Raw genomic sequence first — 16954 nt, forward strand, 5'->3', positions numbered from 1 at the left:
ACGGAAATGATTTTAAGGAGAGATAAATGATGAAAATGACAGTAGACCAAAGATTTATGATGCCAGCAGATGTTGTAGAACGAGTGGAAGTATTACGAAACAAAAAAAGTAAGCGTGGCACATTATTACAATCAGTAAATAAATTTTTCGGCTTAGATACGAAAGAAGATTGTGTTTGGTTTTACGGTTTTTATGGAGTCGCTGTAAGTATTTTGTTATTTATGGTGTTCACATCAAATATTTTCGATTTTCTCTTCGTGTAAGAAATATGCGATAAGGACATTGCTACCGAATACATATATAAGGAAGTAAGGTAATTTTCTAAAGCGGGAGTTGGTAGTAATGGCGATGTTTCCTATAGAGCGTAACTATATTGGATATGGAAGTTCACGACCGGGAATTCCTCTTTCTAAAGTAAGGTTTATTGTAAGTCATGATACAGGGAATCCTGGTAGCAATGCAATAGGAAATCGGGATTACTTTAATGAAATACAACCGAAAGCTTCGGCGCATACATTTATAGATGACAAAACAATATTGGAAATTGTTCCTATAAATGAAGTTGCGTATCATGTTCGATATGGTGTGTCGACGGATAATGACTTATATGGTTATGATGCGAATAAGGCTGCCATTGGTGTGGAACTTTGTTATGGCGGTGATGTTAACTTTTGGGAAGCGTATACGCGTTTTACATGGTATCATGCTTATTTATGTCAAAACTTTGGCTTGAATCCGAAAAAAGATATCGTATCACATAAAACACTTGATCCAGCTAGAAAGATTGATCCTGAAAATGTATTAGGGAAACAAGGTATTAAATTTCAACAGTTTTTAGCAGATGTCTATCGGATGTACGTTTCGTTTAGATGACAAACGTATGAAAAATGAATACAATAAAGATAGGTGCCTACTGTTGTAAGTAGGTTTTTTCTTGTTTTTATAAATAGTGCAGAGGTAGAAGACTAGGAGTGAACCGAGTATGCAGAAAGAAACAGCTATCATAATTGGAGGCGGTCCGTGCGGATTAGCAGCAGCAATTTCGTTGCAAAAGGTAGGGATTAATCCGTTAGTAATTGAAAAAGGAAACATTGTAAATGCGATTTATAATTATCCAACTCATCAAACATTTTTCTCCTCTAGTGAAAAATTAGAAATTGGTGAAGTAGCTTTTATTACCGAAAACCGTAAGCCAGTTCGAAATCAAGCACTTGCGTATTATCGCGAAGTAGTAAAGCGTAAATCTGTACGCATAAATGCTTTCGAACGAGTAGAGAAAGTTCAAAAAGATGGAGAAGTTTTTAAGGTTGAGACGGCGAAACGTGACGGACATAAAGAAATATATATAGCGAAATATATTGTTGTAGCCACTGGATATTATGACAATCCAAATTATATGAATGTTCCAGGTGAGGAACTGAAGAAAGTAGCTCACTATTTTAAAGAAGGACATCCTTATTTTGATCGAGATGTAGTAGTTATAGGTGGAAAAAACTCAAGTATAGACGCTGCGTTGGAACTTGTTAAAGCAGGAGCGCGTGTAACGGTACTGTATCGTGGAAGTGAGTACTCGCCGAGCATTAAGCCGTGGATTTTACCGGAATTTGAGGCGTTAGTACGAAACGGTACAATTCAAATGCATTTTGGGGCTCATGTGAAAGAAATTACTGAACATACATTAACGTATACCGTTGATGACGGGGCATTTACAATCCAAAATGATTTTGTATTTGCGATGACGGGTTACCATCCTGATCATAGTTTCTTAACGGAGATGGGCGTTCGAATTGATGAAGAAACTGGGCGTCCGATTTATACAGAGGATAGAATGGAAACAAACACTGAAAATATTTTCATTGCAGGTGTAATTGCCGCTGGGAATAATGCAAATGAAATATTTATCGAGAACGGTAGATTTCATGGAGATGCGATTGCGCAAACCATTGCGTCGAGAGAAAAATAAAAAGAAGCTGTCGAAAAATTCGACAGCTTTTTTTATTCGTGCATAAACATATTTTGGATTGTTTCATGTGATTTTGTATTCTCTAATGCGACTAGTAATTTAATACGTGCTTTTTGAGCGTTTAAGCCGTATGTGAATATAACGCCCATATCTTTTAATTGTTTGCCGCCACCTTCATATGAATATACGTCTTGAACGATACCATTGAAGCAACGTGAAACTAATACGACTGGAATTCCTTTGCTTATTAATCGTTCTAAACTAGGGAGTGTACGTGGAGGCAAATTACCTTGTCCAAGCGCTTCAATGACAATTCCGTCAACTGGAAGGTTTTCAATTGCTGCTAACAATGTATCATCCATACCAGCATATGCTTTTAGAACAACTACGTTTTTAGAGATGTTATTTACTGTATACGTTTCATGATGTACTAAAGCGTGATGGAAAACAACACCACGTTTTGTTACCATTCCAATTGGTCCATATTGTGGACTTTGGAATGTTGCAACATTACTTGTATGTGTTTTCGTTACATTTGTAGCGCAATGAATTTCGTCGTTTAATACGACTAGAACACCTTTTTCTGCAGCTTCATTACTGCTAGCTACTTTTACAGCTGATAAGAAGTTATATAGACCATCAGCACCTAATTCATTACTAGAACGCATTGCGCCTGTTACTACGATTGGAATAGTTGCTTTGACTGTTAAATCTAGGAAATATGCGGTTTCTTCTAATGTATCCGTACCATGCGTAATGACTACGCCATGAATGTTGTCTTGTTTTACTCTTTCATCAATGATGACTTGTAATTGTAACATCTCGCTTGGTGTCATATGAGGAGATGGTAGATGGAACACATCTTCAACGATTAAATCAACATCGCCTTCTAAATCAGGAATGAATTTTAAAAGAGGATTTTTTTCTCCTGGTTGTATGACCCCAGTTTCTTTATCTTCCTCCATTGCAATTGTTCCACCTGTGTGTAAAACTAGGATTCTTTTCAATGCTTATACCCCTTTCAAGTTGAAAAATACATTTAGAACATAACATGTTTTGAGTAAATTCGACAATGAAAATGTATAAAAGCATGCTTGGAATATGACAATAAATTTAATTGCGCTATGTACGTTGTATAAAATCATGAAATGTAATGTGTAAGTATATGGTGGGAAGGAGTGGATATCTTGAAGAAGGTGGAGAAAATTATCATTCGTATATTAATAATTCAATTTATTTGTCTTTGTGTTGTGCAATTGTTATTTATACATAAGTCATCAATAAAATATCTATCTAAAATTGTTTATTATGAAGGTGTCGTCGCGAAAAATAAAGAAGAAATCTTACAGGTGAGTAGGTAGTTTTCGTTTTCTTCTAGGAAGGATTATGCTACAATAATTGAGGATTTAATGACGTGAAGCAAATGAGAAGAAGCAGGGATGAATACCTGCTTTTCGTTTTGTTTTATAAGTGAAAAAATGAGGTGTTACAATGGATAAACGAATTTCAATTGCTATAGATGGTCCAGCAGCTGCTGGGAAAAGTACAGTTGCAAAAGTTGTGGCAAAGAAGCTTTCTTACGTTTATATTGATACAGGCGCAATGTACCGTGCTATTACATATGCAGCCCTTGAACAAAAAGTGGATATTGAAAATGAAGAAAAGCTAATGGAAGTTGTAAAAAATGTGAATATTGAATTTCAACAAGGAGAAAATACACAACTTGTATTTTTAAATGGACAAGATGTTTCGGAAGTTATTCGTACGCCTGATGTGACGAATCGAGTATCTATTGTGGCAAAGCATCGTCTTGTTCGTGAAGAAATGGTTCGTCGTCAACAAGAATTAGCGGAAAAAGGCGGCGTTGTAATGGATGGCCGTGATATTGGTACACATGTGTTACCAGATGCTGAAGTGAAAATCTTTATGCTTGCTTCTGTAGAAGAAAGAGCGGAAAGAAGACATTTAGAAAATATAAATAAAGGTTTCGATTCTAATTTAGAGCAGTTACAAGAAGAAATTGCTCAGCGTGATAAATTGGATTCAGAACGCGAAGTTTCTCCTCTAAAAAAGGCTGATGATGCATTGGAATTAGATACAACTTCTTTATCAATTGAAGAAGTCGTCCAAAAAATTATGGGTATTGTTTCAGGAGTATTTGCGAAATAAAGAAAGGGGATTATCCTCTTTCTTTTTTTGTTTGTATAGAAATGTAAAGGATACGTGAATTGTGAGTCTCTTTCCTTGACAAATGAGCCGATTTATAAGAAGTTAGTTAAAGAGGAATAAAACTGTCAGAATATATTCGCTATTATATTTCAAAACATACTTTCTTCAAGATGATTTTGCTGTATACTATTTATATAGGATTAATATATTTTCTTATGAATGCTATTGAAAAAGAGTATGTGATGATAAATTCTTAAACATGCAAATGAAAACATTTGTTTTCATTTCGTATATACATAAAAATGCTTTGTCAATTCTGTAGGGAGGTATTTCCATGGTAGAGAAAATGAATGAAGAAGTTATGGATTCAAAAGAATTACAAGTTGGTGACGTTGTTACAGGTTCTGTAACGAAGGTTGAAGAAAAACAAGTGCTTGTAAATGTTGGATACAAAACAGATGGCGTAATTCCAATTAGTGAATTAGCTAACGTTCATATTGAAAAAGCAAGCGATGTTGTAGAATTAGATCAAACACTAGAATTGAAAATTATTAAATTAGAAGAAGATGATCTTGTTTTATCTAAACGTGCTGTTGATGCAGAAAAAGCATGGGTAGAATTACAAGAGAAATTTACTTCTGGTCATGTATTTGATGTTACTGTAAAAGATATCGTGAATGGTGGATTAGTTGTGGACCTAGGCGTTCGTGGTTTTATCCCAGCTTCACTTGTAGAAGTACATTATGTAGAAGACTTTTCTGACTATAAAGGAAAAACATTAGCGGTAAAAATTGTTGAATTAGACCGCGAAAAAAATCGTGTAATCCTTTCGCATAAAGCGGTAGTAGAATTAGAACTAGATTCTAAGAAAAAAGAAGCAATCTCTTCGTTAAAAGAAGGGGATATTGTTGAAGGAACAGTACAACGATTAACGGATTTTGGTGCTTTCGTTAACGTTGGTGGTGTGGACGGTTTAGTTCACATTTCGCAAATTTCACACGAACGTGTGGAGCAACCATCTGAAGTGCTAGAGCAAGGTCAAAAGGTAAAGGTAAAGGTGCTATCTGTTGATGCTGATACGCAACGTATCTCTTTATCAATTAAAGCAGCTCAGCCGGGACCTTGGGAAAATGTTGCTGGTGAAATAAAAGCTGGTGATATTCGTGAGGGAGTAGTAAAACGTCTAGTTACATTCGGTGCTTTCGTTGAAATTTTACCTGGCGTTGAAGGGCTTGTGCACGTATCTCAAATTGCAAATCGTCACGTGAAAAATCCAAATGAAGTATTGGAAATGGGACAAGAAGTAAAAGTGAAAGTACTTGAAGTACATGTAGCGGAAAAACGTATTTCTTTAAGTATAAAAGAAGCACTTGAAGAAAATAATGTAACAGAAGATTATAGCAAATATGAGCCAAATGCTGATTCTGCTACTTTCCAATTAAGTGATATTATTGGTGAACAACTGAAAAAATTAAAGAAATAAAGAGGGGTACGAGTGGTAAGGGCAAAACGTAAATTAGATCATATTGAATATGCTCTTTCTACTGGTCAGTCTCGTACGCATGGCTTTCATGATATTGATTTTGTGCATCAAAGCTTGCCAAATTCAAGTTATGATACTATAACATGTGAAACAAAAATCGGCGAACTTTCACTAAGTTCGCCGATTTTTATCAATGCGATGACTGGTGGTGGAGGAGAGCAAACGTTACATATTAATGAGCAACTAGCATATGTAGCGAAACATCATAATCTCGCTATGGCTGTAGGTTCGCAAATGGCAGCGTTAAAAGATGAGCGTGAGGCGGCTTCTTATAAGGTCGTTAGAAAGATAAATCCAAATGGGATTTTCTTTGCGAATTTAGGTAGTGAGGCAACTGTCGAACAGGCAGAGCGTGCCGTTGATATGATTGAAGCAAACGCACTACAAATTCATTTAAATGTTATACAAGAGTTAACGATGCCTGAAGGAGATCGTGATTTTACGGGGGTACTTCAGCGGATTGAACAAATTGTTTTAAAGAGTAAAATTCCTGTCATTGTAAAAGAAGTTGGATTTGGGATGAGTAAGGAAACAGTGCAACAGTTAGTGAGTATAGGTGTAACGGCAATTGATATTGGTGGACAAGGTGGTACAAATTTTGCTGCTGTTGAAAATGAAAGAAGACAGCGAATGCTTTCTTATTTTAATAACTGGGGCATACAAACAACTACCTCGATTATTGAAGCAACCTCTACAAATAACAACCTCTCTTTTATTGCATCTGGGGGCATACAAACAGCGCTTGACGTGGCGAAGGCAATCGCATTAGGGGCGAATACAACCGCATTTGCTGGATACTTTTTACGTATTTTAATGCAAGATGGTATCGAGAAGTTAGTGGGTGAAATTGATCTTTTACATACAGATTTAAAATTTATTATGACAGCTCTTGGTGCGAAGACGATAGAAGAGTTGCAATCTGTACCTCTTGTTGTAAAGGGCGAAACGTATCATTGGTTAATGCAGCGCGGTATTGATACAACGCATTATAGTAGGAGATAAAAAACCAACCGAACGGTTGGTTTTTGTTTTTATTCTTTTTTGTAATATAAAGTAGGGAACGGAATTAGTATTCTATAAAAAACAGACGTTTAATAAGATTAATTGTATATAAAAATATTATTCGGCGGAATTTGCAATTGAAAAAGAGGTTGCAAAAATGAAAAAATATAGAAGAGGTGATGCTGAATTATTAGAGAGAGCTTAAATTTCCTATGGGAAATAGGTGAAGGTGAAATTAAGTCATGGGAAGATTAGTATATAAAATATTATTTCAATATAAATAAAAATCATTAAAATAATTATGAAAAAAGACGGTTTCGGACAATATCGAAACCGTCTTTTTGTATGTTTAGTGCTGATTTTGCTTGCGAGCTTGCTCCGGTGTATCAAGACTTGTTGCACCAGGATATTGAAGTGATTGGTCGCGATCCGATTCAACGCGGCGTGATTCTCTTAGTTTTCGTTCTTGGCGATCTTTACCCATTGTGAATAGCACCTCCTTATTAAAAGTGTTGCTGTTATATGAAAAAACTATGCGTAAAGAAAGGGGGATTAACTTTCATAAAAAGTTCCCATAATGGAAAACATAGGAGGTGAAATGATGGATGGGAGTACTTTTTATTTTGTAGCTTGGATAGGGTGGGTTATCGTAACTTTCTTTATGAAAAAGGAATCTATTCGATGGAAGTTAAGTGCTTGTATATTGATTTTTATAATTTGCTCTCCGTTACATGTAACGATTGCTTCATTCACGGTATCAATAAATGCTCTTTTACTTTGTATTATTTCTTTTATAGGGATTACGCTATATTCTATTTGGAAAAAAATATATACCTTACTTTCGGCGCTTATTATTGCAATGTTATATACAAGTTTTCATTTGTTAGAAGTATATGACCCGATTTGGATTGTGGTGGATAGGTTGTTTCTGTTAAGTGGTGCCCTTGTGTATGCATCAGTTTTATTGCATGGAGATCGTTTCCTGCGATTATGTTCTTTATATATAGGGATGTTGCAAGGAGAGTTGTTAGTGACACTTATTTTTCGAAAACTAAACTTCCCTTATGATTACGGTAGTTTAGCGTTTTTTGATATCATCGCCGTTTCTACATTGTTTATGACAATTTTATTTTGGATTGCAAAAGTATCAGTATACATGGAACAGTTTAAGCGGAAAACACGTAAAAGAAAGGCGAGGGTAATACATGACTGAATATACACCAGCCATTTTATGTGGCGTAATAGCAGGGACGGTAACGAGAGTGTTAATGCTTCGCACGGATACGCGGCAATATCCAACGAGGCTTCATGGGAAAATTATTCATATTGCGATGGGGTTAATTGCCGCAGCCTTAGGAGCGATTGCAATCCCGTCTATTTTGAAAAAAGATTTTTCTGCCATTACATTTCTTACGTTAGCAGCGACGCAATTTCGTGATGTGCGTAATATGGAAAGAAATACGCTTCAACAATTAGATGGATATGAGCTCGTACCGCGTGGAAATACATACATTGAAGGAATTGCATTAGTTTTTGAAAGTCGCAACTATTTGGCGATGTTAACGTCATTTGCAACGACGTTTGCGTATATAGGGTTCCATTCATGGATTGCTGGAGTAATTATGGCTATAATAGCATTTTTTATTGCGAAAAAATTAATGTCAGGCAAAAGGTTACATGATCTTGTTGATATCGAGCATGTACCGCTTCGCTTTGAAGGAGCGGGGCTTTATATTGATAATATTTATATTATGAATATTGGATTGCCGGCAAGGCAAGAAGAAATTATGAAATATGGAATGGGTTTTATTTTAAAACCGAAATCAATTGATGCGATGGTTACAATTGCAAATTTAGGACAACGGCAAGCTATTTTACATGATGTCTCTGTTGCTCTAGGGATATATAGGGATTCAGGTACACCAGCACTTGTACCGTTAGCAAAGCGTGATTTAGAAGATGGAAGAGTTGGCATCTTTGTCTTGCCGCAAGACCAAGATGCCGAGAAAGCGATAGGTGTCATAGGGAATGTGCCAACGCTAGAAAGTGCCGTTCATATGTCATCGGAAGCCCCGAAAGGAAGGGGAGATAAAAGATGATGTTAGAAAGTGTTATTCTCGCAGTAATTACAACGACACCGGAAAAGTTTGCAGGCGGAGCTCCCTTATTTACTTGTGAGACGAAAGAGGAACTAGAATTTGTTGCAAATAATTTAGAGGCGATATTAGATGGTATTGCGCATCGCTTACAAGAGAATGTATATATTATTGTGAAACATTAGCAACGTGTGTTATAATATGAGGTGTTTTGATACGTTGAGAAATATTCTGGAATGCAAATCCCTTCTTGCACAAAGAAGGGTTTTTTACATAATAAACAGAAGCAAGTTGAAAGGATGAAAGTATATGCCGAAACCAGTAATAGCAATAGTAGGCCGCCCGAACGTAGGAAAATCTACTATTTTCAATAGAATTGTTGGAGAAAGAGTTTCAATCGTAGAAGATATACCAGGTATAACGCGAGACCGTATTTATAGTGCGGGAGAATGGTTAAATCATGAGTTTAACATTATTGATACAGGTGGAATTGATATTGGAGACGAGCCGTTCTTGACACAAATTCGTCAACAGGCGGAAGTAGCGATTGATGAAGCAGATGTTATCATTTTTATGACGAATGGTCGCGATGGTGTAACTGCAGCAGATGAAGAAGTTGCTAAAATTTTATATCGTTCTAAAAAACCTATTGTACTTGCGGTAAATAAGGTTGATAATCCAGAAATGCGTAGTGACATTTATGATTTCTATGCATTAGGATTCGGTGAGCCATTCCCGATTTCAGGTACACATGGTTTAGGACTTGGTGATTTGTTAGATGAAGCTGCAAATCATTTTCCGAAGATTGAAGAAGAAGCGTATGACGATGAAACAATCCGTTTCTCTTTAATTGGACGTCCAAACGTAGGGAAATCATCACTTGTAAATGCACTTCTTGGTCAAGAACGTGTAATTGTAAGTAATATAGCAGGAACGACACGTGATGCTGTTGATACACCATATAGCAAAGATGGTCAAGATTATGTAATTATCGATACAGCTGGTATGCGTAAAAAAGGGAAAGTATACGAAAGCACAGAAAAATATAGTGTACTTCGTGCGCTTAGAGCGATTGAACGTTCTGACGTTGTTTTAGTCGTTTTAGACGGAGAAGAAGGAATTATTGAACAGGATAAAAAAATTGCTGGATATGCTCATGATTCAGGACGAGCTGTTATTATCGTTGTAAACAAATGGGATGCAGTGAAAAAAGATGAGAAAACAATGAAAGCATTTGAAGAAAATATTCGTGCTCATTTCCAATTCTTGGACTATGCACCGATTGTATTCTTATCTGCGAAAACGAAAAAACGTACACAAACATTGTTACCAGTTATTAATGAAGTAAATGAAAGTCATAGTATCCGTGTACAAACGAATGTATTAAATGATGTAATTATGGATGCTGTAGCGATGAATCCAACGCCGACTCATAATGGTAGCCGTCTGAAGATCTTCTATGCGACACAGGTTGCGGTAAAACCACCGACATTTGTTGTGTTTGTAAACGATACAGAATTAATGCACTTTTCATATGAGCGCTTCTTAAAGAATCGTTTACGTGAAGCGTTCGGTTTTGTAGGAACACCGATTCACATTATCGCTAGAGCAAGAGACTAATGGAGAGGATGTGATTTTATGACAAAAATCACAGTAATAGGAGCAGGTAGCTGGGGAACAGCGTTAGCGATGGTATTAGCTGACAATGGACATGATGTACGTATTTGGGGAAATCGTTCTGAACTTATGGATGAGATTAATGCGAAACATGAGAATAGTCGATATCTTCCAGGAATTACATTGCCAAGCACAATCGTAGCCTACTCTTCTTTAGAAGAAGCATTAGTAGATGTAAATACAGTACTGTTAGTAGTACCGACGAAAGCGTACAGAGATGTATTACAAGAGATGAAAGAAATTGTTACAGAACCAGTTACGTGGATTCATGCAAGTAAAGGGATCGAACCAGGTACGTCAAAACGTATTTCGGAAGTGATTGAGGAAGAAATTCCAGAGAACTTGATTAAAGATGTTGTTGTACTGTCTGGACCGAGTCATGCTGAAGAAGTCGGCTTACGTCAAGCGACAACTGTTACATCGGCAGCGAAGCGTATGGAAGCGGCTGAGGAAGTACAAGATTTGTTTATGAATAGCTACTTCCGTGTATACACAAATCCTGATATTGTTGGAGTTGAGCTTGGTGGTGCTTTAAAAAATATTATCGCATTAGCTGCAGGGATAACGGATGGTCTTGGATTAGGTGATAATGCGAAAGCGGCATTAATGACACGTGGTTTAACGGAAATTGCTCGTTTAGGAAGAAAAATGGGCGGAAATCCTTTAACGTTCGCTGGTCTAACTGGTATGGGAGACTTGATAGTAACTTGTACAAGTGTTCATAGCCGAAATTGGCGTGCTGGAAATATGCTCGGAAAAGGGCACTCTTTAGAAGAAGTGTTAGAAAGTATGGGGATGGTTGTAGAAGGCGTAAGAACAACGAAAGCTGCTCATGAATTGGCAGAGAAGATGGAAGTTGAAATGCCGATTACAGCTGCTTTATATGACGTGTTGTTCAATGGGAATGATGTAAAGGATGCAGTAGGCTCATTGATGGGACGCGTTCGAAAACATGAAGTGGAAGCTATACCTGATTTACTTTAAATAAAAGCGACAGAAGTACAATTTGTACTCCTGTCGCTTTTTTATTTTTTGATTGGGTCTTTTCACCATTTTTTTATTTTTGCATAGGATGAAGTGTAACTTGAGGAGAGGGTGAAAAGAATGGATAATAACATTTTTAATAATATTGAGAAGGAAGCGAAAGTGAACAAAGAGGATATTTTTAAATTAGCGTCATCTGTACAAAATGCGAATTTACGTGATGAAACTGTGCTTCGTCAATTGATTCATCAAGTAGCTCTTATGGCAGGACGTGAGGTGCCGAAAGAGCAAGAGGATCAAATTGTAAAAGCGATTATTAACAATAATATGCCAGCAGATTTTGGCTCGTTAAGCAAAATGTTTAAAAAATAAATTATGAGAAACAAAGAGATTGTAGATTGCATATGATAGCCATGAAAGAATGGGAATAGAGCTGGTAAGGGCATATTTGGTCAACCGAAGCGCAAAATAATGCGCTTCGGTTATATTTTTGTACATAAATTTTGTTAATTTACATTAAAATGATGAATTGTATTTGTTTAAAGATTTTAATTTGTTAAAATAGTATAAAAATAGATTGGAAGTAAAGGGGTGTATATATGTCAGAAGGGCTTATAAAAATGTGGTTTTCCTTAGGGGCAATGGGATTTATGTTTGTTGCAGTAGTTTTTATTTTATTAAGTAGGCATAAAATGAAAAATAAATTTCTGAAAGGGATTACAGCGTTAGTAGCGTACACCCTCATGATTGTGTCGGGTATTGTTATTTTTCTTGTTGTATTTAGTGGACCTGTGGAGCAGTAAGAGGAGTGTATCTCAAAATGTTACATAAGGAGTAAGTTATACTAGCGTGAAAAGGTGATTGTTAGTGAAAAAAATCCATATTATTTTAATATTTTGTTGCATCAGCGTTTTAACAGGGTGTATGTATCCGAAAGAAAATATGAAACAAAATGCTGTTCCTTATGAAGATCAGTTACAAGTTGTTCAAAAAGCTATTACGACATATAAGGAACAAAATGGTGGGATATTGCCAATTAAAACGCGTGATATGAGTACACCTATTTATCAAAAGTATCCAATCGATTTTCAAAAAATTGCTCCGCGCTACATACAAGAAGCACCAGGGAATGCGTATGAAAGTGGAGGGGTATACCAATACGTATTAATAGATGTTGAAACAAATCCGACCGTAAAGTTAATTGATATAAGGATGGTTGAACAAATTCAGGAATTATCATTAAAACTAAGGATGTACCGTGATGAACATAGATATCCACCGTTTAAAAAAGTAATTTCAGACGGGGTATATGAATTGGATTACAAAAAACTAGGATATAAAGATGTACCGCAAGTGACAAGTCCGTATTCTGGTAAAGGACTTCCTTTTGTAATCAATGAAAAAGGAGAAGTATTTGTTGACTACAGAATCGACTTATATGAAGTGTTGAAAAAAAATGAAGGGCAATTTAAGGAAGGGGAAGATATTCGAAATATACTATCGAAAGACTCCCCATTTGTTCCCGCATATTCTTTACCGTATACGGTGAAGGACGGAGAACCAATTTTTTTTAAATCATAAGTCATGAACCTTTCTTTTAGCGAATAAGTTCTAGAAGAAAGGTTTTTTATGTTATACAACTTGTGATGCAAACAAAAAGTATTTTTTAAATAGTCATATGAAATTGGACAAAATTATTTGATATATTGTCCGAACTTCTAGAATACCATTATATTATATCAGATATTATAGGCAACGTTAGAGAAGGTATTAGTTGACTATATACGCGGAATTATTCCCAAAAATTTTGAGGGAGGGAATCACTTGGAAAAGGTAGATATTTTTAAAGATATTGCGGAACGCACAGGCGGTGATATTTATTTTGGAGTTGTAGGAGCTGTTCGAACAGGGAAATCAACATTCATTAAAAAATTTATGGAACTTGTTGTTATTCCGAACATTGAGAATGAATCTGACCGCCAAAGAGCGCAGGATGAACTGCCTCAAAGTGCTGCTGGTCGTACAATCATGACGACGGAACCGAAGTTTGTTCCAAACCAAGCGGTTTCTATCGAAGTAGATGAAGGACTTGAAGTAAATATTCGATTAGTAGATTGTGTTGGATATACGGTTCCAGGAGCAAAAGGCTATGAAGATGAGAATGGCCCGCGTATGATTAATACTCCTTGGTATGAAGAGCCTATTCCATTCCATGAAGCTGCAGAAATCGGCACGCGCAAAGTAATTCAAGAACATTCAACAATTGGTGTTGTAATTACAACGGATGGAACGATTGGCGAAATACCAAGAAGAGATTATATAGAGGCAGAAGAACGCGTTGTAAATGAGTTAAAAGAAGTTGGAAAGCCTTTCATTATGATTATCAATACTGTACAGCCGTATCATCCGGATACAGAGCAATTACGCCAAAGTTTATCTGAAGAATATGATATACCAGTAATTGCGATGAGTGTAGAGAGTTTAAGAGAAACAGATGTATATAATGTACTTCGAGAAGCGTTATTTGAGTTCCCAGTATTAGAGGTGAATGTAAACCTTCCTAGTTGGGTAATGGTGCTAAATGAAGGGCATTGGTTACGCAAAAGTTATCAAGAAGCAGTTCAAGAGACTGTGAAGGATATAAAACGTCTTCGTGATGTGGACCGTGTCGTTTGGCAGTTTAGTCAATATGAATTTATTGATCGGGCAAGTCTAGCTGGCATTGATATGGGGCAAGGTGTGGCAGAGATTGATTTATATGCGCCAGATGAATTGTACGATCAAATTTTAAAAGAAGTAGTAGGGGTAGAAATTCGAGGGAAAGATCATTTACTGAAGCTTATGCTCGACTTATCTCATGCGAAAATAGAATATGATCAAGTGGCGGATGCCCTGCGTATGGTAAAGCAAACAGGATATGGTGTAGCAGCACCTGCACTAGCTGATATGAGCTTAGATGAGCCGGAAATCATACGTCACGGTTCAAGGTTTGGTGTGAAATTAAAAGCGGTAGCTCCATCTATTCATATGATTAAAGTAGATGTTGAATCGACGTTTGAGCCGATTATTGGTACTGAAAAGCAAAGTGAAGAATTAGTTCGTTATTTAATGCAAGATTTTGAAGATGATCCATTATCAATTTGGAATTCCGATATATTCGGACGTTCGCTTAGCTCTATTGTTCGAGAAGGAATTCAAGCAAAACTATCTTTAATGCCAGAAAATGCTAGATATAAATTAAAAGAAACACTAGAAAGAATTATTAATGAAGGATCTGGCGGATTAATTGCGATTATATTATAAGAAAAAATCCCTCTCATTGTAGAGGGATTTTTTTATTTTTTACGTATGGAATAGAAAAATAAACAGTCATTATCTAATACATTGTTGTAAATTGTCAAGTTTCATCAGATTTTCACATTTTAAGAGTAACAATTTCCTTAAAAATATTGAATTATAAAGGAGAATCGTATAATATAGGCGTTGATAATGATTTATCTACATCTTTGTAGTATAGAATTTGTAAAAATTGCCTACAAATGAAAGTAAGACTCATTTTATGATCATTATACAGTCTTATCTTTGGGAGGAGGTGAATGGCATGAACAAGACAGATTTAATCAATGCTGTTGCAGAAGCAAGTTCCCTTTCTAAAAAGGACGCAACAAAAGCAGTAGACGCTGTTTTTGATTCTATCTTAGAAGCTTTAAAACAAGGTGATAAAGTACAATTGATCGGATTCGGTAACTTCGAAGTTCGTGAGCGTGCGGCTCGTAAAGGTCGTAACCCACAAACAGGTGAGGAGATTGAAATCGCTGCAAGTAAAGTACCTGCATTCAAACCTGGTAAAGCGTTAAAAGATGCGGTTAAATAATCCTTACATATTAACAGGGAAGAAGAGTTTCCTTTTTGGGAACTCTTCTTTTTGCTTTTAAAAACATAAATATGCTAGAATGTGTTCGTATCACTTTTAGGTTTTCGGGAGGGCTAGCGGATGGCAAAAGTTAATTTAGAACAAATTGAACACGCAGTACGCCTTATTTTAGAGGCAATCGGAGATGACCCAAATCGTGAGGGAGTACTTGATACACCGAAGCGCGTTGCAAAAATGTACGCAGAAGTGTTCTCGGGGATGCATGAAGATCCAAAAGAGCATTTGCATAAAGTATTCGGAGAAGATCACGAAGAGCTTGTACTAGTAAAAGATATACCATTTTATTCGATGTGTGAGCATCATCTAGTTCCATTCTATGGAGTTGCTCACGTTGCATATATTCCGCAAGGCGGAAAGGTGACGGGGTTAAGTAAATTAGCTCGTACTGTAGATACAATTGCACGTCGTCCACAACTACAAGAACGTATTACATCAACAGTGGCTAATTCTATCATGGAAGTACTAGAGCCGCATGGTGTAATGGTAGTAGTAGAAGCAGAACATATGTGTATGACGATGCGTGGTGTGAAAAAACCAGGTGCGAAAACGATAACGACGGCAGTACGTGGTGTGCTTGAAAATGATGCTGCAGCGCGTAGTGAAATTTTATCTTTTATTAAAACGAAGTAAAGAAAAGCGGGAAACTGCTTTTCTTTTTTTTACAAGTAAATAAATGATATAGTGTTAGTTGGGCAGAGTGAGAATAGAAAGATTGCTTACATCAATGGAAGGTGTAGCCAAGTTTTGGTTATAGAAAATAGAATGTATGTGTTATAATAAGTTTTATGAATTAGAAAACAAGGGTGATTTTTTGTGTGTGACATCTACGGAGGGTATGCGGGTATAAAAGAGAAATTGATGGAGAAATTACGCCATCCTTATTTCATAAACTATATTGAAGAACCATGTATTGATGAAGAGAAAATAGCATTGTTATATGGAGCTTTAAAAAGTGAAAATTTACATATAGAACAAATTGAGCATTATGTAGTAACGATTATGCTTGTGCAAATTGCGCTTGATACACATGAAAGAGTATCAAACAAAGCGGGGGAAGAAGCGATTGAATCGCATAAACGCCGCCAGTTAACAGTACTTGCAGGTGATTACTATAGTGGGCTATATTATTACTTATTGTCTATGAATCGTGATATTGTTTTAATTCGCGCGCTTGCTGAAGGAATTAAAGAGATTAATGAACATAAAATTATGCTATACCAAAAAGCGCATGACAAGATGGATAACATAATGGAGAGTGTAGTAACGATTGAATCTGCGCTCCTTCAAAAAACATGTGATCATTTCCATTTATCACATTGGAAACCATTTATAACGTATGTATTAGGGAAAAATCGTCTCCAAAAAGAATGTCAACTGTATGCTGATAAACAACATTCACCTGTTTTTCAAGCAGTGCAAGAGGCTTTAGGGGATAAAGCTGATGCAGAAACAGTTATTAATGAATGGATGATGGAATTACGAAAGAAAGAAGATCAATTTTTAGAAGATCACACAGACATAAGTGAAATAAATTCTGTGTTAAGAGATAAATCGAAGACATAAGCAATTTTACATTGGAAGAAGGT

Annotated in this window: 21 protein-coding genes; 19 read left to right on the plus strand and 2 right to left on the minus strand. The window is 36.2% G+C overall.

What is annotated here, in order from left to right:
* The first annotated feature begins 26 nt into the window (after positions 1–26).
* From BTOYO_RS20760 to BTOYO_RS20770, 3 genes are all read left to right on the plus strand, one after another.
* Complete coding sequence (locus BTOYO_RS20760) at positions 27–263, plus strand: DUF3961 domain-containing protein (RefSeq protein ID WP_002038314.1); 237 nt, start codon at positions 27–29, stop codon at positions 261–263.
* Positions 264–342: 79 nt separating this feature from the next.
* On the plus strand, positions 343–873 hold the full coding sequence (locus tag BTOYO_RS20765) for a peptidoglycan recognition protein family protein (protein ID WP_001240651.1): 531 nt from the start codon (positions 343–345) through the stop codon (positions 871–873).
* A 109-nt stretch (positions 874–982) separates the two neighbouring features.
* Entirely contained in the window at positions 983–1963 is a 981-nt protein-coding gene (locus BTOYO_RS20770; protein WP_001168500.1) for a YpdA family putative bacillithiol disulfide reductase, read from the plus strand.
* A gap of 32 nt (positions 1964–1995) precedes the next feature.
* On the opposite strand, the gene ansA is transcribed toward BTOYO_RS20770, so the two are convergent.
* The gene (gene ansA, locus BTOYO_RS20775; protein ID WP_000821997.1) at positions 1996–2970 is read right to left on the minus strand and encodes an asparaginase; all 975 of its coding nucleotides are present in this window, start codon (positions 2968–2970) and stop codon (positions 1996–1998) included.
* 180 nt (positions 2971–3150) lie between these two features.
* Between ansA and BTOYO_RS27595 the strand changes: the two genes are divergently transcribed.
* The 4 genes from BTOYO_RS27595 to BTOYO_RS20790 all read left to right on the plus strand — a co-directional run bounded on the left by BTOYO_RS27595 (position 3151) and on the right by BTOYO_RS20790 (position 6677).
* Entirely contained in the window at positions 3151–3324 is a 174-nt protein-coding gene (locus tag BTOYO_RS27595; RefSeq protein WP_000754950.1) for a DUF5359 family protein, read from the plus strand.
* A gap of 130 nt (positions 3325–3454) precedes the next feature.
* On the plus strand, positions 3455–4132 hold the full coding sequence (gene cmk, locus BTOYO_RS20780) for a (d)CMP kinase (RefSeq protein ID WP_000361259.1): 678 nt from the start codon (positions 3455–3457) through the stop codon (positions 4130–4132).
* A 334-nt stretch (positions 4133–4466) separates the two neighbouring features.
* Positions 4467–5615 (plus strand): 30S ribosomal protein S1, encoded by a 1149-nt coding sequence (gene rpsA, locus BTOYO_RS20785; protein WP_000229553.1) that lies wholly within the window; start codon positions 4467–4469, stop codon positions 5613–5615.
* Positions 5616–5627: 12 nt separating this feature from the next.
* Positions 5628–6677 carry a type 2 isopentenyl-diphosphate Delta-isomerase gene (locus tag BTOYO_RS20790; protein WP_000251050.1) on the plus strand — a complete coding sequence of 350 codons (1050 nt, stop codon included), beginning with the start codon at positions 5628–5630 and terminating at the stop codon, positions 6675–6677.
* Between the two features lie 349 nt (positions 6678–7026).
* On the opposite strand, the gene BTOYO_RS20795 is transcribed toward BTOYO_RS20790, so the two are convergent.
* Positions 7027–7161 (minus strand): YpzI family protein, encoded by a 135-nt coding sequence (locus BTOYO_RS20795; RefSeq protein ID WP_000513901.1) that lies wholly within the window; start codon positions 7159–7161, stop codon positions 7027–7029.
* A 117-nt stretch (positions 7162–7278) separates the two neighbouring features.
* Between BTOYO_RS20795 and BTOYO_RS20800 the strand changes: the two genes are divergently transcribed.
* The 12 genes from BTOYO_RS20800 to BTOYO_RS20855 all read left to right on the plus strand — a co-directional run bounded on the left by BTOYO_RS20800 (position 7279) and on the right by BTOYO_RS20855 (position 16931).
* Positions 7279–7890 (plus strand): YphA family membrane protein, encoded by a 612-nt coding sequence (locus tag BTOYO_RS20800; RefSeq protein ID WP_000349114.1) that lies wholly within the window; start codon positions 7279–7281, stop codon positions 7888–7890.
* Positions 7883–8776: a YIEGIA family protein gene (locus BTOYO_RS20805; RefSeq protein WP_000141591.1), complete on the plus strand. Its 894-nt coding sequence runs from the start codon at positions 7883–7885 to the stop codon at positions 8774–8776. The genes BTOYO_RS20800 and BTOYO_RS20805 overlap by 8 nt, the downstream gene beginning before the upstream one ends.
* Positions 8773–8958 carry a capping complex subunit for YIEGIA gene (locus BTOYO_RS20810; protein WP_000979055.1) on the plus strand — a complete coding sequence of 62 codons (186 nt, stop codon included), beginning with the start codon at positions 8773–8775 and terminating at the stop codon, positions 8956–8958. The genes BTOYO_RS20805 and BTOYO_RS20810 overlap by 4 nt, the downstream gene beginning before the upstream one ends.
* A 124-nt stretch (positions 8959–9082) precedes the next feature.
* Complete coding sequence (der, locus tag BTOYO_RS20815; RefSeq protein WP_001125887.1) at positions 9083–10393, plus strand: ribosome biogenesis GTPase Der; 1311 nt, start codon at positions 9083–9085, stop codon at positions 10391–10393.
* Positions 10394–10411: 18 nt separating this feature from the next.
* Positions 10412–11434 (plus strand): NAD(P)H-dependent glycerol-3-phosphate dehydrogenase, encoded by a 1023-nt coding sequence (locus tag BTOYO_RS20820; protein WP_000161758.1) that lies wholly within the window; start codon positions 10412–10414, stop codon positions 11432–11434.
* Between the two features lie 120 nt (positions 11435–11554).
* Positions 11555–11806, plus strand: a complete 252-nt coding sequence (locus BTOYO_RS20825) for a stage VI sporulation protein F (protein WP_000369753.1) — start codon at positions 11555–11557, stop codon at positions 11804–11806.
* Between the two features lie 227 nt (positions 11807–12033).
* Positions 12034–12237, plus strand: a complete 204-nt coding sequence (locus tag BTOYO_RS20830; protein WP_001289001.1) for a DUF2768 domain-containing protein — start codon at positions 12034–12036, stop codon at positions 12235–12237.
* 64 nt (positions 12238–12301) lie between these two features.
* The gene (locus tag BTOYO_RS20835) at positions 12302–13015 is read left to right on the plus strand and encodes a hypothetical protein (protein WP_000719829.1); all 714 of its coding nucleotides are present in this window, start codon (positions 12302–12304) and stop codon (positions 13013–13015) included.
* A gap of 243 nt (positions 13016–13258) precedes the next feature.
* Complete coding sequence (gene spoIVA / locus BTOYO_RS20840) at positions 13259–14737, plus strand: stage IV sporulation protein A (protein WP_000416518.1); 1479 nt, start codon at positions 13259–13261, stop codon at positions 14735–14737.
* A 298-nt stretch (positions 14738–15035) separates the two neighbouring features.
* Complete coding sequence (locus BTOYO_RS20845) at positions 15036–15308, plus strand: HU family DNA-binding protein (protein ID WP_001043860.1); 273 nt, start codon at positions 15036–15038, stop codon at positions 15306–15308.
* A gap of 120 nt (positions 15309–15428) precedes the next feature.
* The gene (gene folE / locus BTOYO_RS20850; protein ID WP_001151479.1) at positions 15429–15998 is read left to right on the plus strand and encodes a GTP cyclohydrolase I FolE; all 570 of its coding nucleotides are present in this window, start codon (positions 15429–15431) and stop codon (positions 15996–15998) included.
* A 183-nt stretch (positions 15999–16181) separates the two neighbouring features.
* Positions 16182–16931, plus strand: coding sequence for a heptaprenyl diphosphate synthase component 1 (locus BTOYO_RS20855; protein WP_000332836.1), 750 nt, complete (start codon positions 16182–16184; stop codon positions 16929–16931).
* Positions 16932–16954: the final 23 nt, after the last annotated feature.

It is taken from the genome of Bacillus toyonensis BCT-7112 (assembly GCF_000496285.1).
In the GTDB taxonomy this organism is placed as follows: domain Bacteria; phylum Bacillota; class Bacilli; order Bacillales; family Bacillaceae_G; genus Bacillus_A; species Bacillus_A toyonensis.